The organism is Leucobacter manosquensis (assembly GCF_018304845.1).
Classification (GTDB): Bacteria; Actinomycetota; Actinomycetes; order Actinomycetales; family Microbacteriaceae; genus Leucobacter; species Leucobacter alluvii.
In genome coordinates this window covers 1596877-1622221 of sequence record NZ_JAFEVO010000001.1, presented here as the reverse complement: position 1 = coordinate 1622221, position 25345 = coordinate 1596877, and the positions used below count along the sequence as shown (strand labels likewise).

General features: G+C 68.8%; 22 protein-coding genes. 13 read left to right on the top strand and 9 right to left on the bottom strand.

The annotated features are described in order from the left end of the window. Nucleotides 1-3: 3 nt before the first annotated feature. The 5 genes from JSQ98_RS07525 to JSQ98_RS07505 all read right to left on the bottom strand — a co-directional run bounded on the left by JSQ98_RS07525 (nt 4) and on the right by JSQ98_RS07505 (nt 5328). A complete protein-coding gene (locus JSQ98_RS07525) occupies nt 4-1245 on the bottom strand; it encodes a polysaccharide biosynthesis protein (protein WP_211649048.1) in 1242 nt (413 codons plus the stop codon). Further along, on the bottom strand, nt 1242-1682 hold the full coding sequence (locus tag JSQ98_RS07520; protein WP_211649047.1) for a DUF2304 domain-containing protein: 441 nt from the start codon (nt 1680-1682) through the stop codon (nt 1242-1244). The genes JSQ98_RS07525 and JSQ98_RS07520 overlap by 4 nt, the downstream gene beginning before the upstream one ends. Continuing rightward, nucleotides 1679-2413, bottom strand: coding sequence for a glycosyltransferase family 2 protein (locus JSQ98_RS07515; RefSeq protein ID WP_211649046.1), 735 nt, complete (start codon nt 2411-2413; stop codon nt 1679-1681). The genes JSQ98_RS07520 and JSQ98_RS07515 overlap by 4 nt, the downstream gene beginning before the upstream one ends. Before the next feature lie 47 nt (nt 2414-2460). Then, the gene (gene rfbA / locus JSQ98_RS07510) at nt 2461-3324 is read right to left on the bottom strand and encodes a glucose-1-phosphate thymidylyltransferase RfbA (RefSeq protein WP_211649045.1); all 864 of its coding nucleotides are present in this window, start codon (nt 3322-3324) and stop codon (nt 2461-2463) included. A 99-nt stretch (nt 3325-3423) separates the two neighbouring features. Continuing rightward, the gene (locus tag JSQ98_RS07505) at nt 3424-5328 is read right to left on the bottom strand and encodes a glycosyltransferase (RefSeq protein WP_211649044.1); all 1905 of its coding nucleotides are present in this window, start codon (nt 5326-5328) and stop codon (nt 3424-3426) included. A gap of 152 nt (nt 5329-5480) precedes the next feature. Between JSQ98_RS07505 and deoC the strand changes: the two genes are divergently transcribed. Beyond that, complete coding sequence (gene deoC / locus JSQ98_RS07500) at nt 5481-6182, top strand: deoxyribose-phosphate aldolase (RefSeq protein ID WP_346728742.1); 702 nt, start codon at nt 5481-5483, stop codon at nt 6180-6182. A gap of 146 nt (nt 6183-6328) precedes the next feature. Continuing rightward, nucleotides 6329-7903: an HNH endonuclease signature motif containing protein gene (locus JSQ98_RS07495; protein WP_211649042.1), complete on the top strand. Its 1575-nt coding sequence runs from the start codon at nt 6329-6331 to the stop codon at nt 7901-7903. On the opposite strand, the gene JSQ98_RS07490 is transcribed toward JSQ98_RS07495, so the two are convergent. Together JSQ98_RS07490 and JSQ98_RS07485 are read right to left on the bottom strand one after the other, a co-directional pair. Beyond that, complete coding sequence (locus JSQ98_RS07490) at nt 7891-8262, bottom strand: hypothetical protein (protein ID WP_200332461.1); 372 nt, start codon at nt 8260-8262, stop codon at nt 7891-7893. The two genes, JSQ98_RS07495 and JSQ98_RS07490, sit on opposite strands and share 13 nt — an antisense overlap. Beyond that, nucleotides 8259-9638 (bottom strand): O-antigen ligase family protein, encoded by a 1380-nt coding sequence (locus tag JSQ98_RS07485; RefSeq protein WP_211649041.1) that lies wholly within the window; start codon nt 9636-9638, stop codon nt 8259-8261. The genes JSQ98_RS07490 and JSQ98_RS07485 overlap by 4 nt, the downstream gene beginning before the upstream one ends. A gap of 71 nt (nt 9639-9709) precedes the next feature. On the opposite strand from JSQ98_RS07485, the gene manA reads away from it, so the two are divergent. From manA to JSQ98_RS07460, 5 genes are all read left to right on the top strand, one after another. Beyond that, a complete protein-coding gene (gene manA / locus JSQ98_RS07480; RefSeq protein ID WP_211649039.1) occupies nt 9710-11032 on the top strand; it encodes a mannose-6-phosphate isomerase, class I in 1323 nt (440 codons plus the stop codon). Between the two features lie 57 nt (nt 11033-11089). After that, a complete protein-coding gene (locus JSQ98_RS07475; RefSeq protein WP_430413598.1) occupies nt 11090-11701 on the top strand; it encodes a hypothetical protein in 612 nt (203 codons plus the stop codon). Next, on the top strand, nt 11701-12639 hold the full coding sequence (locus JSQ98_RS07470; RefSeq protein WP_211649037.1) for a bifunctional riboflavin kinase/FAD synthetase: 939 nt from the start codon (nt 11701-11703) through the stop codon (nt 12637-12639). The genes JSQ98_RS07475 and JSQ98_RS07470 overlap by 1 nt, the downstream gene beginning before the upstream one ends. Before the next feature lie 252 nt (nt 12640-12891). Beyond that, nucleotides 12892-15051, top strand: coding sequence for a DEAD/DEAH box helicase (locus JSQ98_RS07465; RefSeq protein WP_200332467.1), 2160 nt, complete (start codon nt 12892-12894; stop codon nt 15049-15051). Between the two features lie 172 nt (nt 15052-15223). Next, nucleotides 15224-16261 carry a 6-phosphofructokinase gene (locus JSQ98_RS07460; protein ID WP_211649034.1) on the top strand — a complete coding sequence of 346 codons (1038 nt, stop codon included), beginning with the start codon at nt 15224-15226 and terminating at the stop codon, nt 16259-16261. A gap of 31 nt (nt 16262-16292) precedes the next feature. On the opposite strand, the gene JSQ98_RS07455 is transcribed toward JSQ98_RS07460, so the two are convergent. Next, entirely contained in the window at nt 16293-16568 is a 276-nt protein-coding gene (locus JSQ98_RS07455; RefSeq protein ID WP_090151690.1) for a mycoredoxin, read from the bottom strand. A gap of 264 nt (nt 16569-16832) precedes the next feature. On the opposite strand from JSQ98_RS07455, the gene JSQ98_RS07450 reads away from it, so the two are divergent. From JSQ98_RS07450 to ilvA, 5 genes are read left to right on the top strand one after another with little or no spacing between them, the layout of a single operon-like run. After that, a complete protein-coding gene (locus JSQ98_RS07450) occupies nt 16833-18203 on the top strand; it encodes an inorganic phosphate transporter (protein ID WP_211649032.1) in 1371 nt (456 codons plus the stop codon). Next, nucleotides 18200-18496, top strand: coding sequence for a hypothetical protein (locus JSQ98_RS07445; RefSeq protein WP_090151685.1), 297 nt, complete (start codon nt 18200-18202; stop codon nt 18494-18496). Before JSQ98_RS07450 ends, JSQ98_RS07445 begins: the two co-directional genes overlap by 4 nt. 23 nt (nt 18497-18519) lie before the next feature. Next, a complete protein-coding gene (locus tag JSQ98_RS07440) occupies nt 18520-19935 on the top strand; it encodes an aldehyde dehydrogenase family protein (RefSeq protein WP_211649031.1) in 1416 nt (471 codons plus the stop codon). 35 nt (nt 19936-19970) lie between these two features. Then, the gene (locus JSQ98_RS07435) at nt 19971-21167 is read left to right on the top strand and encodes an AI-2E family transporter (protein ID WP_090151678.1); all 1197 of its coding nucleotides are present in this window, start codon (nt 19971-19973) and stop codon (nt 21165-21167) included. Then, nucleotides 21164-22435 carry a threonine ammonia-lyase gene (ilvA, locus tag JSQ98_RS07430; RefSeq protein WP_090151674.1) on the top strand — a complete coding sequence of 424 codons (1272 nt, stop codon included), beginning with the start codon at nt 21164-21166 and terminating at the stop codon, nt 22433-22435. Before JSQ98_RS07435 ends, ilvA begins: the two co-directional genes overlap by 4 nt. A gap of 259 nt (nt 22436-22694) precedes the next feature. Here ilvA and JSQ98_RS07425 read toward each other — a convergent pair whose 3' ends face one another. After that, complete coding sequence (locus JSQ98_RS07425; RefSeq protein WP_211649030.1) at nt 22695-23294, bottom strand: TetR/AcrR family transcriptional regulator; 600 nt, start codon at nt 23292-23294, stop codon at nt 22695-22697. Between the two features lie 329 nt (nt 23295-23623). Here JSQ98_RS07425 and JSQ98_RS07420 point away from each other — a divergent pair, with 329 nt between their 5' ends. After that, complete coding sequence (locus JSQ98_RS07420) at nt 23624-25339, top strand: amidohydrolase (protein WP_211649029.1); 1716 nt, start codon at nt 23624-23626, stop codon at nt 25337-25339. The last annotated feature ends 6 nt before the right edge of the window (nt 25340-25345 follow it).

Sequence of the window (25345 nt, the reverse complement as noted above, 5' to 3'; positions counted from 1 at the left end):
GAGCTACTCCGCTCCCCTCGGAGGCTGAGTGCGCGCAACCTTGCGCAGCTCGACGATCGCCGGCGGCAGCAGCACGGCGAAGATCAGAAATTCGGAGGCGGCGAGGCCTGCCGCGATTCCGGCGGACGATCCGGCGATGCCGAGTGAAATCATCAGCGCGAGGCCGATCACCGCCGCTACGACGGTCGCCACGAAAACCTGACGGAAGCGCGCAGCCGGGATCATGATATTGCGTATCAGCGGCGTCGTTGCCGAGATGAAGAACAGCGACACCCCGAAGAAGAACGACTGGGCGTGCGTAGCGGCAACTGCTTCGCCGAACACGAAGCCCGTCACCGAAGGGCCGAGGATCGCGATGAGCGTACCGCCGACGAGCCCGAGGGCGGAGTGCGCGGTGATGGCCGCGAGGTGCCGTCTGATTGGGCTCGTCGCCGCCGGCTCGAGCACCCACCCCTGAAACGCGTCTCCGAGGGCGGTGACCGCCATGATGGAGATGCGGTAGAGGCGCTCCGCGGAGCTGAACGAACTCGCATCAGCGGGACGGAGCGTCGCCGTCGAGATCGGAACGGGCGTCGACCCGTAGGAGTTGCCGGTGAAATCGATCAGCGCCGTTGGCATCAGCGAGCGAAGCTCGGAGCGCACGAGCCTCAGAGAATAGCGCTCGCGCTCAGAGCCGCGCAGCACCATGCGCGTGAATGCCCATACGGAGCCGATGCTCACGGCGATGAGCGTGACCGGATAAAACCACACCCACCCCGTTGCGAGTAGTACGGGCACTGCCGCAAGCGAGACGATGAGGCGCGGAATGGCGTCGTACTTACCCATGAGCATCGGGCGGCCGACCCCGATGCAGAACCAGTTGGGGCTCAGTCCGACGAGGACTCCGCCCACCGCCATCAGGATCGACTCCAGCCGATAGGCTTCGCTCGTGACGAGCAGCGTCGCGATGACCGCTGCGGGCAGCACCAAGCCGATGATGCTCAGGCGCGTGTGCAGACTGACGCGGTAGATGCGCTGCCGCTCAGCGGCGCCGGTGGCCTTCGCAATCCGAACCGGACCGAGCACCCCCCAGCCGAAGAGTACGCCGATCGCGCCGAGCGTGCCGATCGCCTGACCGGCCGTATAGTTCGCCCAGCCCCCATCTCCCAGGATGCGGGAGATGATCGGCAGGAGGAGGAACGGCGCGATGAGGGCGAGGAGCGGAAAACCGGTGAAGCCCGCGAGCCGCTTGAGTACGGTCTTCATCGCTGCAGCTCAGACGAAGGGCGGCCCTCGTCGTCGCCGGGGGCGTCGTGCGCATCGTCCGAGCGCGGCGCGCGATCTCCGACCCGCTCGAGCGCTGCGACTCGGTCGGCGAGCTGCTCGCTCTCGAGCCGATTGATGGCGCCTTCCTCGGCGAGGCGCCGGATCTCGGCTTCGGCCCGCGAGAGCTCCCAGGAGAGGTGCAGCGCGACGCCCACGAGCAGCACGATGGCGCCCCCGAAGATGAGATTGGACGGCAGCTGCACGCGAAGTGCGTCAGTGATCCGCTCGAGTAAGCCGGGAACCACCGTGACGATGATGGCGGCAATGCCGATCACGAGCCACATGACCGCGTACTTCTCGCTCAGCTGGCGCTTTGAGAGCAGTACGAGAACGATCGCGACCATGACAATCGCGAGTGCGGCGCCGAAGGCGATCATGCCTGGTGCTCCTTGACGTTCGAGGAGGCCGGTCGCGTGACGGCCATGAGCAGCGCGAACGCCGAGCGCAGCAGGTAGACCGTCGAACCGACGGCTCCTTGGCTGGGCTGGCCGAAACGGCGCGGTCGCATCGCGACTGGCACCTGAGTGACTGTAAGGCCGGCGCGCAGGGCGCCGACGAGCGAATCGACTGTGTCGCCCAGGTACTCGGCCGGGTAGTAGGCGACGTATTGCTGAATCGCGCGGGGACCTGCGGCGCGGAATCCTGAGGTGACGTCGGTGAGGCGCGTACGGGCGATCCGCGAGAGCACCCGCCCGAGCAGCACCATCGCCCACTTGCGCGGGCCTCGTGCCGTGTACGTCCCGACGTCGGCGAAACGCGCGCCGATCGCGATGTCAGCCGAGCCGAGCGCAGCGACGATCTGAGCGATGTCGGCCGGATTGTGCTGCCCGTCGGCGTCGACCTGGATCGCGGCGCTGTACCCGCGACGGAGGGCGTAGTGGAAGCCGGCGCGCATGGCGCCGCCGACACCGAGGTTGAAGGGGAGTACGAGCACGCGCGCCCCGGCGCGCCGCGCCGCGCTCGCCGTGTCGTCGACCGAACCGTCGTCGACGACCAGAACGTCGTAGCGGGCGTCAGCGGCGCGGATCTCGTGTACCGTTTCAGCGACGTTCTCGCCCTCGTTCCACGCCGGAACAATGACGAGTACACGCGGAGCCTGCTCGTTCATCGGGTTCGGTCGGCCTCGGACGGCGCCGTGGTGCAGGGGCCGTCCGTTCACTGTTCGAGCAGGCGTTTCAGATACGAGCCGTAGCCGCTCTTGACCAGCGGCCCAGCGAGCTCCTCGAGCTGCGCGTCATCGATCCAACCGTTGCGCCATGCGAGCTCCTCGACGCACCCGATCTTGAATCCCTGGCGCTCTTCGATGATGCGCACGTATTCACCCGCCTGCATCATCGACTCAAAGGTGCCGGTGTCGAGCCATGCCGTGCCGCGGTCCAACACCTGCACGCTCAACTCACCGGCGACGAGGTACTGCTCGTTCACCGACGAGATCTCCAGTTCGCCACGCGCGCTCGGCTCGATCGTCTTCGATATCTCGACCACCCGGTTGTCGTAGAAGTAGAGCCCTGGCACCGCGTAATTGCTCTTCGGATGCGCTGGCTTTTCCTCGATCGAGAGCGCCGTGCCCTGCTCGTCGAACTCGACGACGCCGTACGCCCGTGGGTTCGAGACTGGGTAGGCGAAGACGCGGGCGCCTTCGATGTCGCTGTTGTGACGCAACGCGGTGCCGAGGCCGGTGCCGTGGAAGAGGTTGTCGCCCAGCACGAGAGCTACGCTTTCGTCTCCGATGAACTCCTCGCCGATGATGAACGCCTGCGCGAGGCCGTCCGGGGAAGGCTGTACCGCGTACTCGAGCCGCATGCCCCACGCGCTGCCGTCACCCAGGAGCGCCCGGAACTGCTCGTTGTACTCGGGGGTGGTGATCACGAGCACCTCACGAATTCCGGCCGCCATCAGCGTCGCGAGAGGATAGTAGACCATCGGCTTGTCATAGATGGGCATCAGCTGCTTGGAGATGCCCTTGGTGATCGGCCACAACCGGGTGCCCGAGCCGCCGGCCAGAATGATTCCGCGCATGTCTACCTGATTCGTTCTGTCGATGGATGAGAGAATTGCACTGATTGTAGCCGGAGGCGACTGTGCGGCCGCGCCCAGTGACCGGCATCCGGCGGAATTTCAGCGTCCCTCGAAGGTGCGTTTCCACTCCGCGACCGAGGTGATCTCGGGGAGCGCGGCGCGGTACTCGTCGGCGAGGCGATCCCAGTTCTTCTCGATCTCACGCACGAGCGCGCGCGACTCTTTGAGGAGTCGACGGAACTTCTCACGGTCATGCCGGTACCACATCTTGCCGCTGCCGTCGGCGGCGCCGATGAGTACGCTCGAGTGCCTCGGAATGCGCCACCAGAGCGCATCGACCTTCGCGTACTCGAGCTCCGGGGTCTGCGCATCGTCTTCGCTCACGGTGCGACGCCAGTGCGTCGGAACCATGCGAGCCGTGTAGCCCCCGAGCCGCAGCCCCGTGGGGTAGTCCTTCGGCTTCTTCAGTAACGGCAGGGCGCGGCCGCCTCGCGCGTACGGAGTGTCGGCGTCGCCCGACCGATACACATGTGTCTCCGGGAAATCCGCGGCCCTGGCGCGGGCCGCAGGCATCGCCTTCGGGAGATCCGCGTGGAGGTTCTTCGGCCCGCGCAGCACCGAGCGCATACCGTCGACCGCGAGCTGCGTCGCATAGTACTGCATGTTCAGCAGCTTCTTGATATCTTGTCGACCGCTGTTCTGCAGCAGCTTGCCGCCTTGCGGCTGTCCGGAATGGAGCAGGCCCGCGATGATGCGGTTGCGCGTGTGGAAGAACGCCTGCCAGTCCTGCGAATCGTCTTTGTCGATCCAGGAGACGTGCCAGAGCGCGACGCCGGGCATCGAGACGGTGCGATAGCCCGCGTTCCGGGCGCGCAACCCGTACTCCGCGTCATCCCACTTGATGAACACCGGAAGTGACAACCCGATGTCGGCGATGATCTTCTTCGGAATCATGCACATCCACCAGCCGTTGTAGTCGGAATCGAGGCGGGCGTGCATCCATGGCGTCTGGCGCAGATTGCGCTTGCGGAAGTCGTGGCGGTGCTGCTCTTCGAACGACGGTCCCCAGAGGAACGGGCCCGGTCGCACGACCTCGGCCCATGCGTGCAGCACGGGCTTATCGAGCAGATCGAACATGTGCCCGCCCACGATCACGGGAGTGCGGCTGAAGCGGCCGAACTGCAGTGCGCGCAGTGCGCTCTCAGCCTCGAACTCCACATCGTCGTCGAGCAGGAGCAGGAAGTCGGTATCCTCGCGTTCGAGCGTCTCCGACATGGAACGAGCGAAACCGCCCGAGCCGCCGAGGTTGCCCTGTTCGATGACCTGCAGCTTCTCGCCGAGCGCCGCAGCGACATCGTCGAAGCCGGCTTCGTCGCGCACCTTCTGCGTGCCCTGATCGACGAGGAAGATGCGGTCGATGCCCTCCAGCAACCCCGGGTTCTCGGCGACGTTGCGGAGCGTGCCGACGCAGTAGTCGGGCTTGTTGTACGTGGTCATCCCGAGGCTGAGCTTGCCCGTCTCGACCGGCTGCGCCTCCGTCGACCAGCGACCGCCCTGAAGCTCGAGGTCTTCGGTGCTCGCGATGAGATCGAACCAGTACCAGCCGCCATCGCTGAAGGATCGCAGCGGAAGATCGAAGGCGGAGGTGGCGTCGCCCGTCACGGCCCGCGAATCGACGCGCTGCTGCACGCCCGACGCGTTCGAGCGGTAGACGATGATCGTGCCGGGCCCCTGGGTGCGCAGCTCGAGCTGCACCCGATCGACCACGGTCCAGCGCTGCCAGTACGCGGCCGGGAAGGCGTTGAAGTAGCTGGCGAACGAGACGCGATTGCCGGAACGCACGCGCATGCTCTCGCGCGAGATCACGTTGTCGATGTGCGCGTTCTCGCTCAGCCGGACGGGCCGGTTCCGCACCGTGGTCCAGGTCTCGGCGTCCGCGTAGAGCGGCAGCACGTCTGGGTCTTTGGCAACGGGGAACACGACGTTCTGCAGGATGGTCGGCATCGGGAACGAGCCTCTCTGGGCGTGCGGCGGGCAGAATACCGGATCAGTCTACTGGCGAGGAGATGAGAGCCGGGTTGAGCCGTCGCGTCATAGAGTGGCAGGGAGCGCCCCCGTCCCGGGGCGCTGATCCTCGTCTCGAACTGGAGCACCACGTGGCCGCACCCGATCTCGCCCCCGCTTCTGGCTCGACTTCCGAGCTCGCCCGCACGATCGATCACACGTTCTTGAAGCCCGAGGGGCGCCGCGCAGATGTCGAGCGGACCGTCGCCGAAGCAGCCGAGCTCGGCGTCTACAGCGTGTGCCTCTCCCCGAGCGAGCTTCCCCTGACCCTGCCGGAGGGAAGCGACCTGAAAGTGACCGCGGTGTGCGGATTTCCGAGCGGGAAGCACGCGTCATCCGTGAAAGCGGCCGAGGCCGCGCTTGCCGTAGCCCAGGGCGCCGACGAGATCGACATGGTGATCGACTTCGGAGCGGCCATCGACGGCCGGATCGCCGCGGTCGAGGCCGACATTCGTGCCGTCCGCGCGGCGGTGCCTGCACCGACGGTGCTGAAGGTGATCATCGAGTCGGCGGCACTCGACGATGACACCATCACCGCGGTCTGCGGCGCCGCGGAGGCCGCCGGTGCGGATTTCGTCAAGACGTCGACCGGCTTCCATCCGGCAGGCGGGGCGACCGTGCACGCCGTCGAGGTGATGCGGCGAGCGGTGGGGGATCGCGTGGCGATCAAGGCGTCGGGCGGCATCCGCAACCGCGAGGACGCGGAAGCGATGCTGCGGGCCGGTGCGAGCCGGCTCGGTCTCTCGTCGAGCCGTACCGTGCTCGAGGGCGGAACGGGTGCGCCCGGCTACTGAGCGAGGTGCTGGGGTCGGCTGGGGTGGAGCGGCTGGGTTGGAGCACTCTGTGTGTAGGTTCCTCAATAATCTGCGCCGGGAATCTTTGGATCCGCAGCGTCCTTCGGGCCGCGATGAATGTCGGCGGCCGCCGGCAGAGTTGATGCATGGAGGCCTCACCGCACATTCGCGAAGCGCAGAGCAGCGAGCTCGATGCGCTCGTGAACGAGCTGGCCTCGGTCGAGCAGCAACTTCGAGGGCTCGAGGCGCGGAAGCGGGCGCTGCTGTCGCGCGTCCGTGCAGTGTCCGACACGGTCTGCGCCGAGGAACGGCGTACCGGTCGATCCGCGGAACTGGTCCATCGGGCTGCTGCGGCCGAAGTGGGCTTCGCGCTCCGAATCGCGGACCGGAGCGCCGAGGGGTTGATCGAGCGCTCCTTCGACCTGTGCACGAAGTTCCCGGCGGCCCATGCCTCGCTGGCTGCTGGCCGCATATCAGCGGCTCACGCGGCCGCAGTGGCGGATGCGGGGCTGCTCGTCACGGATAGCGCGGCTCGGCGCGCGTACACGCGGGCGGCCGTGGATATCGCGGAGGCCGAGACACCGAATCGGGCACGACGAGCCGCGAAGGTGCTGGCTGAGCGCTTCGCTGGACGTGCGTTCGCGGAGCGGTGCGAGCGGGCCGCGGCGGAGCGGCGGGTGTGGGTGACCCCGCTCGACGACGGCATGGCGGAACTGCACGCGGTGGTCGACGCGGTGCTCGCGTCGGCGTTGCACGATCGGCTGACGCGCGTGGGGCAGGCGCAGGTCGCCGCAGACCGCGAGCAGGCCGATAGGTTCACGAGCGGGCAGGGCGCCGGTGCCGGTGCTGGAGGTGCGGATGCTGGGGGCGCTGGTGCTGGAGGTGCTGATGCTGGGGGTGCCGGTGCTGATGCTGGGGGTGCCGGTGCTGGTGCTGGAGGTGCTGGTGCTGGAGGCGCTGATGCCGTCGCGGCCCCCGCCGATGACGCGGTGGTCGTGCGCACACTCGACCAGGCGCGGGCAGACCTGTTCGTCGACGTGCTCCTCAACGGCGATCCTTCCGAGTTGTGGCGTTCGCGAGGAGGGGTGAGCGGGGAGCGGATCGACGCACGGGTCCAGGTGATCGTCCCGGTGAGTGCGCTGGTTGGTGATCGTGCGGGTGCCGGTGCCGGTACGAGTCGCGTTGCTGGTGTCAGTCCAGGAGTCGAGGCCCCAGGCTCCGGCGGCTCCGACGGCTCCGGGGGTTCAGGCGGCTCCGACGGCTCCGCGCCCGCGATGCTCGCCGGATACGGCGTGATCGGATCGGATCGGGCGCGATTGCTCGCGGGGCTCGCGCGCGGGTGGGATCGGGTAGCGGTCGATGACGCGTCGGGCGCCGTGCTGGCGGTCGATCGGTATCGACCGTCGGAGGAACTGCTCCGATATCTGCGAGCGCGAGATCAGCATTGTCGGTTCCCGGGGTGTCAGGTCGTGCCGTTTCGGGCAGATGTCGACCACACGCATGATGCTGCCCGTGGAGGGGCGACGTCGGTCGTCAATCTTGCGGTCCTGTGCCGGAGGCACCACACGATGAAGCACCATGCCGGGATGACGATGACGCAGCATCCCGACGGAGACATCGAATGGGTGACGGCGCTCGGTCGACGAAAACGCGAGCGGCCACCATCTCGAGTGATGTTCGCTCCCGCGCCTGCGCACGAGCGATCGCGTCAGTCCCCGTGAACCTGCAGCTCCTGTCCCGCCCGCCACACCGCGACGGTGAGCGGGGGAGCGCTGGCGGCGATCTCGCGGAGAAGCTCGAACTCGACGCGATCCGCGTTCTGCTGGTGGATCCGGGCGTCGGAGCCGCCCGCCCGAGCGGCGAGTCGCGCGAGGCCGAACTCGGCGAGGAGCCCGCGATCCTCGAGCATCTCGTCGCGCAGCGCGCGCACCACGAAGTCGTCGACCTCTGGAGTCTCTGCGTAGGCGGTGGCGGGGTCTTCGCCGTCGCGCACGAGATGCTCCATGATCGTCTCGCGTTCAAGGCGGGCGTCGGAGCGCAGCTGCACGAGCCGCTCGGTGGTGAGATGCAGGGCGTTCATCGCCTCAGTCCAATGGTGTCGGTGTCGTGCGTGATGGGGATCCGTCGCCACGGCAACTGCGTGGGCTCGGCTTCGAGCGAGGGCAACTGAAAGTCGAATCGCGACTTGACCGCGAGCAGTACCAGGAGCAACCAGTTGCCTTCGATGATGAGGCGGCTCTCCGTCAGCGACTGCACGAGGAGTGCGATCATCACGAGGAACGGCCAGAGCGCGCTGGTCGCGTAGGTCAGCGGAGGGCCGTACCCGCGTCGCGGCGGGTCGACCGCGCGGAACCAGACGCGCCACGTGGTGAGCACGATCACCGGTGCGAACGCGAGCAGCCCGACGATGCCGAGCTGCAACCACACGTCGAGCCACGCGTTGTGGGCGCTCATCACCTGGATACCGGCCTTCTCGTCGAGCGAGGCGAACGGCTCGGCCCAGGGCGCCCAGTAGCTGATCCAGCCCCATCCGAACCACGGCCGCTGCTCGGCCAGGTCGATGACCTTCTGCCAGGTCTCGACGCGCCCCGTCAGGTCACCGCTCTTGCCGAGCAGCCCGAAGACGAAGTCGCGCGCGAACAGCACCAGGCCGATCGCCACGGCCAGCACCGCGCCGCCCGTCACGTACAGCGGCACCCGGCGCTCGGGTCCGAGGCGGCGCGCCCAGAGCGCGAGGACCAACCCGACCACGACCGCTGCCAGCGCCACCCATACGGTCGCACCGCGCGTGAGCAGGATGGTGACGAACGAGAGCACCAGCCAGAACCAGCCCCGCACCGGGCGCACGAGCCCCGCGCGCAGCTGGATGCCGAAGATGATGACGCCGAGCAGCGCGATGAAGCCGAGCAGCACCGAACTCGCGACGAGCCCCTGTATGGGGCCGCCGACGAACAGCAGGTCGCGGCTCCAGTAGAGCAGCTTCGGGATCTTGCCCGATTCGGGCACGTCGATGAAGTTCTGGAAGACGGGGTGCTGCACGAACACGGCGACGATCAGCTCGAAGACGAGCGACAGCCCGATGAGGTACCGCAGCGCGGTGCCGAGGGTGCGCAGCACCTCGTGCCAGGAGAGCACGAACGCGATGACCACCGCGAGCAGCGTGGTCGCGAGCTGTCCGATGACGCCGAGCACGCTCTCGACCCGGTACTGAGACCAGAAGATGGAGAGGATCGCCAGCCCGAGGAACCAGTAGAGCGGCGCCGGCAGCCGGTACCACCGGAAGCGCTCGGGGCGTTCGCGCGCGAAGATCACGATGCCCCACACGACGAGGGCCACCGCGAGGCCCAGAAAACCGGGCCATCCCACGAGATTTCGGAACCCGTTGCTGCCCAACGCCAGAACGAAGACGCAGATCGCGTACGCACTCACACCGAGTCTGGTCTTGCTCTCCGACATAGTCGGTATGGTAGTTCATGCCTCGCGGCGGACGGTGTGCGACGGCCGGTCTGCCGAGGCGGAGGAGAGATGTGCTGATCTTCATCGAGAACACCCCGCGTGCGTATGCCTGGGGCTCGACGGATGCGCTCCCCGACATGCTGGGAACGGCGCCCACCGGCGAGCCGCAGGCCGAGCTCTGGCTGGGCACCCATCCCGGCAGCCCCGCGCATGTCGCGAAGGCGACCCCCGTGCAGCACACGCTCATCGATCTGGTCGAGAGCGACCCCGAGCGCTACGGCGTCGACGGCGGCCCGCTTCCGTTCCTGCTGAAGGTGCTCGCGATCGGCGCGCCGCTCTCCCTGCAGGTGCACCCGAACCGCGAACAAGCGGCGGAGGGGTTCGCCGCCGAGGAGGCCGCAGGCGTGCCTCGCGACGCCCGCGAGCGCAACTACTGCGATCCGACCCACAAACCCGAGCTCCTCGTCGCCTTGAGCGAGGTGACGGCCCTGAGCGGGTTCCGCGATCTCGCGAATGCCCGCGCAGACCTGCTGCTGCTCGCCGCCGCTGCTCGGGAACTGGGGTTCCTCTCGGGGGCCGAAGGGTTCGAGCGCGCCGCCTGCCGTCTCGTCGGCCGTGAGGCGGGGGAGTTGCGACGCACCTTCTTGACGTGGGCGTTCAGCGGTGAGCCGCGCATCGTCGAGGCGCTCTCCTGCTTGCCCGAGGTGCTGGCTGCCGCTGAGTCTGACGCCGTCGGTTACTGGGAACGAGCCGTCGATGAGGGCACGGTCGATCCGGATCGCCTCGCCGCCCTCCGCGCGCTCGCCGCCGCGCACCCCGGCGATCCCGGAGTTCTCGTCTCGCTGCTCCTCCATCTCGTTCGGCTGGCCCCCGGTGAAGCGATCTTCCTCGGAGCGGGGCAGATCCACGCCTACCTGGGCGGCGTCGCCGTCGAGGTCATGGCCTCCTCCGACAATGTGCTGCGCGCCGGTCTGACGCAGAAGCACGTCGACATCGATGAGTTGTGCCGCATCGTCGACACGGGCGAGCTCGCCGACCCGCGCTTCCCGGCGGAGCGGCTCGGTCACGGCCTCCTCGCCTGGCGACCCGCGGTGCCGGAATTCCAGCTCGTACGGGCGCGCCTGCGCGAGGCCGAAGCCGAGGCGGGAGCCGGCTACGCCGACGCCGACGCCGCCATCCGCATCGATCTCCCGGCAGAGGCGCCCGTCGTGCTCGTCGTCACCGCCGGCAAAGTCCGCGTCGAGCGCCCCGATGCTCGTCCCGCCGAAGTCGCGAGCGCTCGGCGCGGGCAATCGCTGTACGTGTCGGCGGGGGAACCGATCTGCATCACCGGCCACGGCGAGGTCTTCCTCGCCACCATCGGCGATGGCTTCGGCGGCCCCGCAGCCCGGTGACCTCACCGGCCGCGGCGGACGTCGGGCGGGCCGCCGAAGGCGAGTACACTGATCCGCGTGTCGAACGCCGAATCCGAAGCCTCCGCATCGCCCGCTGCACCCGCCGCGCGACCCGCGGCGCACGGCCAGGGCGAGCCCGGTTCCGCCGAGCCCGGGCGGCTCGGCTCAGATCCGCTCGGCTCCGATCGGCTCGGCTCCGATCGGCTCGGTGGCCTGGGGCGCGTGCTCATCGCGGTCTACATCGTCCTCGCGCTCGCCGCGACCTTCCGCTCCGTCTACCAGATCATCGCGAAGTTCGACGAGGCTCCACTCGCCTACTCGCTGTCGGCGCTGTCGGGCGTCGTGTACATCATCGCGACGATTGCGCTCATCAAGCGCCGCGGCATCTGGCGCTCGATCGCCTGGGGAGCCCTCATCTTCGAACTGAGCGGCGTACTCGTCGTCGGCCTGCTCAGCATCGTCGAGCCGCAGCTCTTCGGCCATCCCTCCGTCTGGTCGTTCTTCGGCAGCGGATACCTCTTCATCCCACTGGTGCTGCCGGTGCTCGGCCTCATCTGGCTGCGCAGTACGGGGAGAGCCGCCGCGGCGCAGGCCGCCGAGCGGAGTCCGGCACGAACCTCGGCGGAGACGTCGACGCAGACCTCGGCGAATCCCGGAGGATCCGCCTGATGCAGATCATCGAATCGCTCGAAGCGATCCGACGCAGCGATTTCTCCGCCGGCAGCTGCATCGCGATCGGCAAGTTCGACGGGTTGCACCTGGGGCATCAGGCGATTCTCGAGCGCATGCGTGCCACGGCGAACGAGATCGGTGCGCGCAGCGTGGCGTTCACGTTCGCGAACCATCCCCTGAGCTATCTGCGACCGGACGCCTGCCCGAGACCCCTCATGAGCCGGGCGCAGCGACTCGAGGCGATCGCGGGCCTCGGCCTCGACGCCTGCGTGATGGTGGAGTTCGATGCCGACTTCGCCGCGATCCCGGCCGAGGAGTTCGTCGTCGAGGTGCTCGTCGGCAAGCTGGGTGCGAAGCACATCCTCATGGGCGCTGATTTCCGCTTCGGGCACCACGGCGCCGGTGACGGCGCTCTGCTGCGCGCGCTCGGCGAGCAGCACGGCTTCGTCGCGGAGGTGCTCGACTGGGTCGAAGACGACGAGGAGGGGCAGGTCTCGTCCTCGCGCATCCGCGAGGCGCTGCTCGCAGGCGACGTCGAGGGCGCCGGCCGCATGACGGGCCGCCCCGTGGCGGTGCGCGGCGAGGTGGTGCACGGCGATGCGCGGGGCCGCGAGCTGGGGTTTCCGACCGCTAATCTCGGTGGCCGCATCGAGGGGCTCGTGCCGGCGGATGGCGTCTACGCGGGATGGGCGGTGCTCGACGGGGTCACTCACCAGGCCGCGATCTCGGTGGGCAACAACCCGACCTTCACCCCGGATGAGGTGTCGCGCGTCGAAGCGTACATTCTCGATTTCTCCGGAGACATCTACGGCCGCACGCTCGAGATCCGCTTCGCGCATCGCCTGCGCGGCACCGAGCGGTTCGACGGTCTCGACGCGCTCATCGTGCAGATGAACGCCGACGTGGCGCTGGCGCGCACCCTGCTCGAAGGCTGACCGCGCGCCCGGGTCTGTGCTGGCACTGCCGCCGCGCCCACGGGACCGCACCCCCTCGAGCAGCGGCCGATCCCCGCCTTCTTGAGAGCGCTCTCGCGATCCCCTCCGCACCGGATGCTAGAATCGGTAGCACGGTCGCGCTTTCTGCGGTTCGCGAGTCCCATGCCGCGCATGAGGTCAGGCTCCGAACCCGCGAGCGGCCCGCGACTCGGTACGCGTTCCGAGACTGCAACTCGCCGATCAGGAGATCCATTGGCATCCACCACTGCCACGCGTCAGCCCCAGACGAAGAGCGGCGCGCAGCGCGGCCAGTCGCGCTCGAACGGGCGCCGCAAGCACACGCACAACGAGGGCATCATCCCGCTGCTCGCACGCGCCGTCCGCGAGGTCGAGGCTTCGGCTCAGCGCGGCAAGGCGACGCCGGCGAACCGCACGAAGTTCCATGTGATCGCGCTGCTCATGCGCGAGGAACGCGCCCGCGTCAAAACCGATGAGCAGGTCAGCGACTCCGAGCGCGCGGAGACGCTGAAGCGGCTCGACGGCGTGGCCTCGATCCTCGCGAAGACCGCCGCCCGCGACACGAGTCTGATCACCCTCCTCGAGCCGACGGCGCCGATCACCGAGGCGACGCGCCTCCTGAAGCGCAAGATGCTGGCGCAGGCCGGCATCGAGCTCCCCGAAGAGGAGAAAGCAGCGCCCGAGCCCGCTCGTGCGATCGTGCCGCCCGAGCTCGCCGAGCGTCAGGTCGAGCCGGCCGGCATCGAGGCGCGCATGCTCGCGAATCCGTTCTTGAAGCCCGACCTCGCCCCGCCGAAGCAGCCGACCCCGGTCGTGCGACTCGCGAACTGGGAGCTGCTCGGGCCCCTCCTCAAGTCGTTCGAGCAGGGCGGCGGCGGATCGGCGTGCATGGACCTCCCCGAACCCCCGGTGCCGGATCGCCTCGCCCCGGCCGGGCGCGAGCTCATGCCGCATCAGGCGCGTTTTCTCGCCAGCGTGCGCGACGGGCACCGCAGCTTCCTGCTCGCCGACGAGCCGGGCCTCGGCAAGACGGCTCAGTCGGTGCTCGCGGCCTCGGTCGCCGATGCGTATCCGCTGCTGGTCGTCGTCCCCAACGTCGTGAAGATGAACTGGGCGCGCGAAGTGGAGCGGTGGACGCCGCAGCGCCGGGTCACGGTGATCCACGGCGACGGTCATGACATCGACGCCTTCGCCGACGTCTTCATCGTGAACTACGACATCCTCGATCGCCACCTGAGCTGGATCTCCGACTTCGGGTTCAAGGGCATGGTCGTCGACGAAGCGCACATGATCAAGAACGTGCAGTCGCAGCGCTCCCGCAACGTGCTCGCGATCTCGGAGCGCATCCGCGAACGCACGCCGGGGGTGTCCCCGCTGCTCATCGCCCTGACCGGTACCCCGCTCATCAACGACATCGACGACTTCCGGGCCATCTGGCGGTTCCTCGGCTGGATCGAGAGCGATAAGCCTGGGCCCGAGCTCATGGCGCAGCTCGAGAACAACGGCTGGACGCCGGCGGACTCGTCGTTCTACCCCGAGGCGCGCCAGAGCGTCATCGACATGGGCATCGTGCGCCGCCGCAAGATGGATGTCGCCTCCGACCTTCCCGCGAAGCGGGTCGTCGACCTGCCCGTCGAGCTCGACGACGAATTCGGCCGCGGCATCCGGGACGCCGAGGCGCAGCTCGCGAAGAAACTGCTCGATCGCTTCCGCATCGTCAAGCGCGGCAAGCTGGGCGAGAAGCTCGATGATGCGGCGATCATCCGCATGGTCGCATCGCAGGAGCTCGAAGAATCGCACTCCTCCGCGGACGGCCTCAACATCTTCACGATGGTGCGGAAGATCGGTCAGGCGAAGGCCTCGCTCGCGGCGGACTACGCCGCGCAGCTCGCGCGATCGGTCGGCAAGGTCGTGTTCTTCGCGAAGCACATCGACGTGATGGATCGCGTTGAGCGCCAGCTCGCAGAAGCCGGGCTCAAGACGGTCTCCATCCGCGGCGACCAGACCGCGGCGTTCCGCCAGGAGCAGATCGACGCGTTCAACCAGGATCCGGAGGTCGCGGTCGCCGTCTGCTCGCTGACCGCCGCCGGCGTCGGCGTGAACCTGCAGGCCTCGTCGAACGTGGTGCTCGCGGAGCTCAGCTGGACGGATGCCGAGCAGACGCAGGCCATCGACCGCGTGCACCGCATCGGGCAGGACGAGCCCGTCACGGCATGGCGCATCGTGGCGGCCCAGACGATCGACGCGAAGATCGCCGAGCTCATCGACGGCAAGGCCGGCCTCGCGGCCCGTGCGCTCGACGGTGCAGCAGCTCCGGCGGAGGACGCCGATTCGGTGCAGCTGATCGCGCTCATCAGCGTTCTCACGCAGGCTGTGGAACGCTCGCGCGCATAGCTCGCAGGCGATCCCAGCGCGGTCGGACGGAGATACGCCCGGCCGCGCTGGACTGGCCGATTCTGTGCCGAAATTTGGCGAGAATGGCGGTGTCCGCTTCGATCCTGCCAAAGCTAGGGTGGAACGGGGCGAACTCGCCCCGGAACTCGCGCGCCACAGAATGAGGAGTCGCATGCGCATCGGTGTCCTGTGCTCAGGGGGAGACAGCCCCGGAATGAACGCTGCCATCCGCGGAGCAGTGCTTCGCGGTGTCGAGGTCCACGGCTTCGAGATGGTCGGATTCATGGACGGGTGGCGCGGCTTCCACGAAGACGACCGCGTGCCGCTCGATCGCGCAGCAGTGCGCGGCATCTCTCCGCTCGGCGGCGTCATTCTCGGAACGAGCCGGGTGCAGCCGTTCCTGTCGGGGCGCGGCGATGAGGCAGACATCCAGGCGATCCGGGATCGCGTCGAGGAGTACGGCGTCGACGCCTTCCTGCTGATCGGCGGAAACGGCACGCAGACCGTCGCGCAACTCCTCACCGAGCACGGCATTCCCGCGATCGGCCTCCCGAAGACGATCGACAACGACCTCAGCGGCACCGACTACACCTTCGGCTTCGACACCGCGGTCTCCATCGCCTCCGAGGCGATCGACCGCCTCCGCACCACCGGTGATTCCCACCGCCGCTGCATGGTGCTCGAGGTGATGGGCCGCGACGTTGGCTGGATCGCATTGCACGCAGGCATGGCCGGTGGCGCGCAGGTCACCCTCGTCCCCGAGTTTCCCGAGTCCATCGAGCAGATCAGCGAATGGGTGCTGAGCGTGCGCGATCGCGGCAGATCCTCACTCGTCGTCGTCGCCGAGGGCTTTCGACTCGCGGGAGATGAGGCGCAGACCACGCGCGACGGGCTCGACGGGTTCGGGCGCAAGCGCCTCGGAGGCGTCGCCGAGGTGCTCGCTCCGCTCATCGAACAGCGGACGGGGATCGAGACGCGGGCCACAGTACTCGGGCACGTGCAGCGGGGCGGATCCCCGACCGCCTTCGACCGCGTGCTCGCGACCCGAACGGGAATCGCGGCGGCCGACGCCGCAGAAGCGGGGCAGTGGGGCACCATGGCCGGCCTGCGGGGCGATCGCATCGCGATGGTGCCGCTCGCCGAGGCCGTCGGCCACTTGAAGACCGTGCCGGAGGCGCGCTACGAGGAGGCGCGCCTCAACTTCGGGTGACGCGCTCCGCTCCGAGTGGAGAGCGGACCGCTCAGACGGAGAGTCGCTCCTGCACGTCCTTGAGCGTCGGGTTCGTCGCCGTGGAGCCGTCGGGGAAGACGAGGGTCGGCACGACCGCGTTCCCGCCGTTCACGGATTTCACGAGCTCTTCCGTTCCCGGGGTGTCCTCGATGTCGACCACGGTGTACCCGATGCCTGTCTTGTCGAGCATCAGCTTGAGGCGCTTGCAATAGCCGCACCACACGGTCGAGAACATCGTGACCGTGCCGGCTTCCGGGGTGAACTCGCTCAGCGTCGCAGTACTCATGAGCACAGCGTACTCGCCGAAGCATGAGGACGCATGAGTCGCCGCACCGAGCCGGGCGGAGGTTCGCTGACGGCATGCACCCACCCGTTTCCGACATCCAGGTGAACGGAACGTGAACGGGGTACGGCCAGCTTGACCTGCCAAGGGCGAGGTGGAACCATGATTACGGCGCTTGCGGGCCAACCCGGGTTTACGGGAACGTGAACACGAGATGACTTCGCCGGTGTTCGAAAGGACCCCCCGACCCCGAACCGAAAGACGCCGGTGGAACTCACCATCATCGTGCTGCTGGTCATCGTACTGGCCCTCTTCTTCGACTTCACGAACGGTTTCCACGACACCGCGAACGCGATGGCAACGCCCATCGCGACCGGTGCGCTGAAGCCGAAGACCGCGGTGACGCTCGCCGCGATCCTCAACCTCGTGGGGGCGTTCCTCTCCACCGAGGTGGCCAAGACCATCTCGGGCGGCCTGATCAACGAGGGCGGCGACGGAGTGCTCATCACTCCGGAACTGATCTTCGCCGGGCTGATCGGTGCGATCGTCTGGAACCTCGTGACCTGGCTCTACGGCCTGCCCTCGAGCTCGTCGCACGCCCTCTTCGGCGGCCTGATCGGTGCGGCGATCGTCGGTGCCGGCGTGGCGGCGATCAACGGGGGAGTGTTCCTGTCGAAGATCCTGATCCCGATGGTCGCCGCCCCGCTCACCGCCGGCATCGTCGCGTTCACCGCGACCAAGGTGGCCTACGCGATCACCCGCCGCCACGACGGGAAGAAGGACGGACGCGGCCGGTTCCGGTACGCGCAGATCGCGTCGTCCTCGCTCATCGCGCTCGCGCACGGCACGAACGACGCCCAGAAGACGATGGGCGTCATCACGCTGACCCTCGTCGCAGCGAACCTGCAGGAGCCCGGCACCGGCCCCCACCTCTGGGTGGTCGTCGCCTGCGCGCTCGCCATCGCGATCGGCACGTACTCGGGTGGCTGGCGCATCATCCGCACCCTCGGCGCCGGTCTGACCCAGGTGAAGCCCGCGCAAGGCTTCGCAGCCGAGACCAGCAGCGCCGCCACGATCCTCGCCTCGAGCCACCTCGGGTTCGCGCTCTCCACGACCCAGGTCGCTTCCGGATCCGTCATCGGCTCCGGCCTCGGCCGCCGCGGCTCCAGCGTGCGGTGGCGCACCGTCGGCCGCATCGCCTCCGGCTGGCTCTTCACGCTGCCGGCTTCCGGCGCCGTCGGCGCCATCGCGGCCGCGATCGCGCACACCGGAATGATCGGCGTGATCATCGATGCCGTACTCGGGCTCGCCTTCATCCTGTTCATCTTCTGGCGCTCGAGCCGCAACAAGGTGGACCACTCCAACGCGATCCCAGCGCCGGACGTCGCCGAATCGGGGTATGCCGTGCGAATCCGAAAGGGCAAGGTCAAGCCGCCGAAGACGAAGACCGGATCGGTGAAGCCGCTGAGCCCCGTCGCGCAGACGGCGATCCGCGACGACGAGGCGGCGAAGGAAGCGGCGCGCGAAGCCGCACGTCAAGCAGCTCTTGAAGCCGAGCGCGCGGGCGACGCGATGCCCGGCGGGTACGGGCCGATCCCGACCGCGCGAGCGCAGCAGCAGCAGGAGGGCGACCGATGATCGACTGGATGGCATTCATCATCGTCTTCGGGGCGGCGCTCGTCTCGGCGCTCTTCGTGGTCTCGCTGTACTCGCTCGGACTGAGGTTCCTCGCGACCCCCGCGCCCGCGCCCCGGCTGGCCGACGGCTCGGTCGCGCCGAACGGCCCCTCGCGCGACGATGAGGACGACGACGTCGACGCTGCCGGTCGCCCCACCTGGGCGACCGTGCTCGCGAACATCTGCTTCGGGCTCTCCGTGCTCGTCGTGCTCGTCGGCATCTTCCTCATCATCCCGGCGCTGCACTTCTGGTAAGCCGTCCGGAGTAGTGTGACCGCATGACTGCGACCGCACTCGACCGGATTCCGATGATCGTCGCCGGGCTGCGGCACAGCTTCTCACGAGGCATCACGCGCCCCGAGGTGTGGCGTCGCGAGCAACTCATGCGCCTCCGGGCTCTGCTGCAGGATCGCGGCGCAGACTTCGAGGCGGCACTGCGTTCTGATCTCGGCAAATCGGGTACGGAAGCCCAGCTCACCGAGATCGGCTTCCTCGTCTCCGAGATCGATCACGCCCTCGCGCACCTCTCCCGCTGGATGCGGCCGAGACGCGTGCGCGTCCCCCTCGCCGTGCAGCCCGCCTCCGCGCGCATCGTGCCGGAGCCGCTCGGAGTCGTGCTCGTGATCGCCCCCTGGAACTACCCGCTGATGCTCGCCCTGTCGCCCGTCGTCGGCGCACTGGCCGCGGGCAACTCGGTCGTCATCAAACCGAGCGAGCTCGCTCCCGCGACCTCGGCGCTGATCGCGCGCCTCGTGCCCGACGTGCTGGACCGACGCGCCGTCGCCGTCATCGAGGGGGCGGTGCCCGAGACGACGGCACTGCTCGCCGAGCGATTCGACCACATCTTCTACACGGGCAACGCCCGCGTCGGCCGCATCGTGGCGCGCGCCGCGGCCGAGCACCTCACGCCGGTGACGCTCGAGCTCGGCGGCAAATCCCCGGCGTACGTCGACGGGACGGTGCCGCTGCACCTCGCGGCGCGTCGGATCGCCTGGGGAAAGTTCATGAACGCCGGTCAGACGTGCGTGGCACCCGACTACGTGCTCGGACGCCCGGAGGTGCTCCGAGCACTCGCCCCACTGCTCGCGGAAGCCGTGCATGATCTCTACGGGAGCGCTCCCGAGAAGAACCCGGACTACGGACGCATCGTCAACGCCGCCCAGTTCGACCGACTCGTCGCCTACCTCGATGACGGCGAGATCGTACTCGGCGGAGCGTACGATGCCGCACGGAGATTCATCGCCCCGACGGTTCTCGTCGGCGTCGAGCGAACGGCGGCGGTGATGCGGGACGAGATCTTCGGGCCGATCCTGCCCCTCGTCGAGGTCTCCGGGCTCGACGACGCGCTGGCATTCGTCGCCGGCCGCGAGAAACCACTCGCGGCCTACGTGTTCAGCGAGCGCACCGCAGTGCGGCGGCGGTGGGAGCGCGAGACGAGCTCGGGCGCGCTCGGCTTCGACGCACCGGCGCTGCACCTGGTCGTTCCCGAGCTGCCCTTCGGCGGGGTCGGTGAGAGCGGCATGGGCGCGTATCACGGCGAACGGTCGTTCCGCGCCTTCAGCCACGAGAAAGCCGTGCTCGCAAAACCGCTCATCCCTGACACGCTCTCCTCGACGATCATGCCGCCGTTCACGTCGCGGAAGGATGCGCTGGTGCGCCGGTGGCTCGGCAAGCTGCGCGAACCCGGCATATGACCAGCTTCGAACCGCCCCGTCGCTAGGATTGCCCTGTGGAAGACCCCCAGAACAGCCGAGACCTCGATACTCGAGGCGACGCGGCGCACGAGCTTCCCCTCGGAGTGAGGGTGGCGGCGGCATGGTCGTGGCGCCTGGTACTGATCGGCATCGCCCTCGCGGGCTTCCTCTGGCTCGTCGTGCAGGTGCGGATCATCGTCATCCCGCTGCTGGTCGCGATCCTGCTCACCGCGCTCCTCGCCCCCATCGTGCACTGGTTCGAGCGGCAGAAGCTGCCGCGCTCCCTCGGCGTCGTGTTCGCCCTCGCGCTCTTCATCGCGCTCGTCTGGGTGCTGCTCACGCTGATCATCACCCAGCTGCGCGACGGGCTCGGCGACGTCACGAGCCGCTCCGAGGAGGTGTGGTGGGAGATGCTCCGCTGGGCGGAGGCCACGTTCGGCATCTCGGCCAACGAGATCGGGGCCTTCACCGACCAGATCTGGAAGACCGTCCAAGAGCATCAGTCGGAGCTCTGGAACGGCGCGCTCGGCGTCGCCACGTCGGCCGGCCAGTTCGTCGCCGGCCTCCTGCTCACGCTCTTCTCCCTCATCTTCATGCTGATCGACGGCCGTCGCATCTGGAACTGGGTCCTCGGGTTCCTTCCCGCCCGCGCGCACGCGCCGGTCGACGCGGCCGGGCGCGCCGGGTGGGTGTCGGTCGGACAGTACGTCCGGGTGCAGATCTTCGTCGCCTTCGTCGACGCGGTCGGCATCGGCGTTGGCGCTGCGGTGCTGGGAGTGCCTCTCGCCATCCCCATCGCGATCCTCGTCTTCCTCGGATCCTTCATCCCGTTCCTCGGCGCGATCAGCACCGGCCTGCTCGCCGCCTTCGTCGCCCTCGTCTACAACGGGCCGGTCAACGCGCTGCTCATGCTCGGCGTCGTGATCCTCGTCAATCAGATCGAGGGCCACGTGCTCCAGCCGCTGGTGATGGGAAGCGCGGTGCGCGTGCACCCGCTCGGCGTCGTGCTCGCCGTCTCGACGGGCGCTCTGCTCGCCGGCATCCCGGGCGCCCTGTTCGCCGTTCCTCTCGCCGCGGCAGCGAACTCGATCGTCAATGTTCTCGTCAAGCGGCAGTGGGAGACGGGCGTCGACCCCGTGGCCGACTACCACCGCAGATATCAGTTGCAGCATCGCGCCAAGCATCGCGCGCGAGCCGTCGCCAAGATGCGACGCAAGGAAGGACGTTCATGACCGAGCAGACCCCAGCACCGGTGCTTCCCGTGCAGGCCCCCGCGCCCACGCTCGCCGATTTCGAGCGCGCGCTCGAGGTCGTGCACCAGGTGACGCAGCGCACCCCGCTCGAGAGCTCGCGGTATCTCGCCGAGATTCTCGACGTCCCGACGGTGTACATGAAGTGCGAGAACCTGCAGCGCACCGGGGCGTACAAGCTGCGCGGCGCGTACTACCGACTCACGCAGCTCACGCCGGAGGAGCGCGCTCGCGGCGTCGTCGCCGCGTCGGCCGGGAACCATGCCCAGGGCGTCGCGTTCGCGGCGCGCGAGCTCGGCATCAAGGCGACGATTTTCACGCCGCTCGGCGTCGCGCTGCCGAAGCTGCAGGCGACCCGAGGCTACGGGGCTGAGGTGGTGCTCGAAGGCGCGACCTTCCACGAGACCAACGCGGCAGCGCAGCGGTTCGTGGCCGAGACGGGCGCCGTGTTCATCCCGCCCTTCGACCACGAGGCTGTGATCCACGGCCAGGGGACCGTGGCCCTGGAGATCCTCGACTCAGCGCCTGAGATCGAGACCATCGTCGTGCCGATCGGCGGCGGCGGCCTCGTCTCCGGCGTCGCCGCGGCGGCGAAACTGCGGGCCGAGCGCGACGGAACCCCCATGCGCATCATCGGCGTGCAGTCGGAGAACGCGTCGCCCTTCGTCGCGTCGCTCGACGCCGGAGAGCCGGTCACGATCCTCACGAAGCCGACGATCGCCGATGGCATCGCCGTCGCGCGCCCGGGCGACCGCACCTTCGAATACGTGCGCGACTACGTCGACGAAGTCGTCACGGTGAGCGACGACGACATCGCTCGAGCCATCGTCGTGCTGCTCGAACGCGCCAAGATGGTCGTCGAGCCCGCCGGAGCCGCCGGTGTGGCCGCGATGCTCGCCGGGAAGGCGCGGGTCAGCGGGCCCACCGCGGTGATCCTCTCGGGCGGCAACATCGACCCGCTGCTGCTGCAGCGCGTCATCGGCCACGGTCTGGCTGCGTCGGCTCGCTACCTCAAGCTGCGCATCCTGCTCCCCGACGTGCCCGGCCAGCTGGTGCGCACGGCGTCGATCGTCGCCGAGCACAACGCGAATGTCGTCGAGGTGATCCACACCCGTCACGCGACCGAGCTGCCGATCAGCGAGGTGGAGCTCGAACTCCACATCGAGACGCGCGGTCACGACCACGGGGAGATCGTCGCCCAGGCCCTGCGCGACGCCGGCTACATCGTGCGGGTGGGCGAGCGCTACTGAAGCGGCACGCGTTGCGTGGCGCCGGAGCGCTCGGTGCCGCCCACGGCGGCAGCCCACGGAGTGAAGCGCGGGGTGGAGCGCTACTGAAGCGGCACGCGTTGCGTGGCGCCGGAGCGCTCGGTGCCGCCCACGGCGGCAGCCCACGGAGCGAAGCGCGGGGTGGAGCGCTACTGAAGCGGCACGCGTTGCGTGGCGCCGGAGCGCTCGGTGCCGCCCACGGCGGCAGCCCACGGAGCGAAGCGCGGGGTGGAGCGCGGCATCAAGCCGGGAGTGGGGCGCCGGCCTGCTGCGCATAGAGCGCGATCGCGCGCCGCGCGTCGGCGACCGTGATGCTGCCGCCCCCGGTGATGTGCAAGCCGTAGGCGTCTTCGAGCGCTACGAGATTCATCGCGATGTCGTCGAGCGGGCCGGTGAGCGAGAAGTCGCCCGCTTCCACGCCCTCTGCCAGGATCTCCCGGTAGAGCGCGAGCTGCTCCCCGTAGAGCCGCTGCACGAGCTCGTCGTGCAGCGGTGATTTGCCGCCCAGCACGTCGAATTCGTAGAGCAGGCTCATCAGGGCGTCGTCGGGGCCGGTCGGCAAGCCGGCCGTGATGGCGACCGCGAGCTTGGCGGGGGCGCCGACCTCCCGCGCGACGAGGGCGGCGCGCTCGGCTCCCACGCGCTCCATGCCGGCGGCGTGCGCCTCGACGAGGATCGCGTCGAGGTCGTCGTAGTAGTACAGCAGTGCGCCGCGGGTCACGCCGGCCTGGTTCGCGACGTCCGTGAGCGACAGGCTGCGGAGCCCGTGCTGCGCGGCGGCCGCGAGCGCTGCGTCGACGACCTCTTTGCGGCGCTGCTGCTGGGTGCTCGGTCGGGCCATGCCTGCCAGTATGCCAGCCGAGGCGCGGGCGAGCGGGCGGGCGGGCGCGCGGGCCGCGGTCCGTCCGTTCCTCGTGCCTCGCCCGAGGCGGGTCAGTTGCGGAGCGTGTTGCGGGGGATCGGGGGAGCGACACCCTCCGAAAGTGACCCGGCTGCCGGCGCGGCGGGCTGGGTGTCGCGCCGGCTGAGTGCCGGCCGGCTGGTGGCTGGACCTGGGTGTCGGATCCGTCCGACGGCGCAGCCGCATTATTTGACAAACGAGTAAATTAATTTACTCTTGAGTAAAAGAACTCGGCGGATCGCCGTCGAGCCGAGCGCCGAGGAGCTGACATGGCCGTCGACACCCTGTTTACCGGTGGGAGCATCCGCACCTTCGATCCCGCGCAGCCCTGGGCCGAAGCGGTCGGCGTGACCGGTGATCGCATCTCGTACGTCGGTTCCGCGGCGGACGCTCCCGCCGCTCGCCGCGTCGTGCAGCTCGAAGGGCGCCTGCTCACGCCGGGCGTCGCCGATACGCACAACCATCTGCTGCTGGGCTTCGACGACCTCGCGGTCAGCCTCGATCAGGTGCAGAGCCTCGATGTCGTGCGTGCGCGCATCGCCGAGTTCGCCGAAACGCACCCAGAGCTCGACTGGATCTGCGCGGAGAACGCCCTGTACTCCGTGGTCGAGGGCCGCCGCCCCCGGGCCGACGACCTCACCGGCGTCACCGACCGCCCGGTCTTCATCACGACCTACGATCAGCACTCCGTGTGGCTGAACCGGCCCGCGCTCGCGAAGCTCGGCATCCTGAACGGTGGCGACATCGCGTGGGGCAACCCCGAGATCGACGCTGCGACGGGCGAGCCCACCGGGTGGGTCACCGACTTCTACACGAGCGCGATGACCATCGACGGTCTGGCCGAGCTGCAGCGCGACATTCCGATGTACTCGCCCGACCGGCGCTACCGCAAGATCACGAACAGCCTGGAGATGGCTGCGCGATCCGGCATCACCTCGGTGGTCGAGCCGCAGGTGCCCCTCGCAGAACTCGACCTCTTCGCCCGTGCCGAACGCGAGGGCAAGCTCACGAGCCGTACCACGGCCGCCATCTACCACCCGGTCGGCGCCGACGGCGACTTCCGCGCGCGCATCACCGAGGCCATCCGAGAGACGCCGCAGCACGAGCGCTTCACGCTCGGCCCCGTGAAGCTGTACGCCGACGACGTCATCGAACCGCACACCGCCGCGATGCTCGAGGACTACGCCAACCGCCCGGGCCACCGAGGGCATCCGAGCCTCGAACCGACGGAGTTCACGAAGCTCTTCGTCGAACTCGATCGGCTCGGCTACCAGGTGCACACCCATGCCACTGGCGACTGGGGGATCCGGCTGACGCTCGATTCGATCGAGGCCGCCCAGCGCGCGAACGGACGGCTCGACACCCGCCACGGCATCGTGCACGTCGAGTGCCTCGCGCCCCAGGATCTCCCGCGCTTCGCCGACCTCGGCGTCGTCGCCGCCATGCAGCCGCGGCACGCGTCACCCGACCTGGTGGCCGGCACCTGGATGGAGAACGTGGGCGAATCGCGTTGGGATCGCGCGTGGCGCTTCAAGTCCATGCTCGATTCCGGCGCGCGCGTGACGTTCTCCAGCGACTGGCAGGTGGGCGAGATGGATCCCTTGATCGGCCTGTACAGCGCTATGACCCGCGCCCGCCTCGACGGAGGCGATGCCTGGACCCTCGGGGAGCGGCTCGATCTCGACCGCGCGCTGCGCGCGTACACCCTGGGCGGCGCGGAGGCCTTCCACCGCGAGCACGAGGTCGGCGCACTGCGCGTCGGAGCGCTCGCCGATGTCGTCGTCTGGTCGGGCGATCTCTACGCGATGGAGCCCGCCGAACTGCTCGAGCAGCGGGCCGACCTGACCGTGGTCGGCGGTGCTGCGATCCACGATGCCCGCGGCGAACTCGGCGGTGCTGCTGCGGCCGCACTGGCGACCGATCCGGCCGGCGCCGGGCAGGCCTGCTCCGAGCCCGCGGCGAGCGCTCACACGCACACCCACTGATTCAGC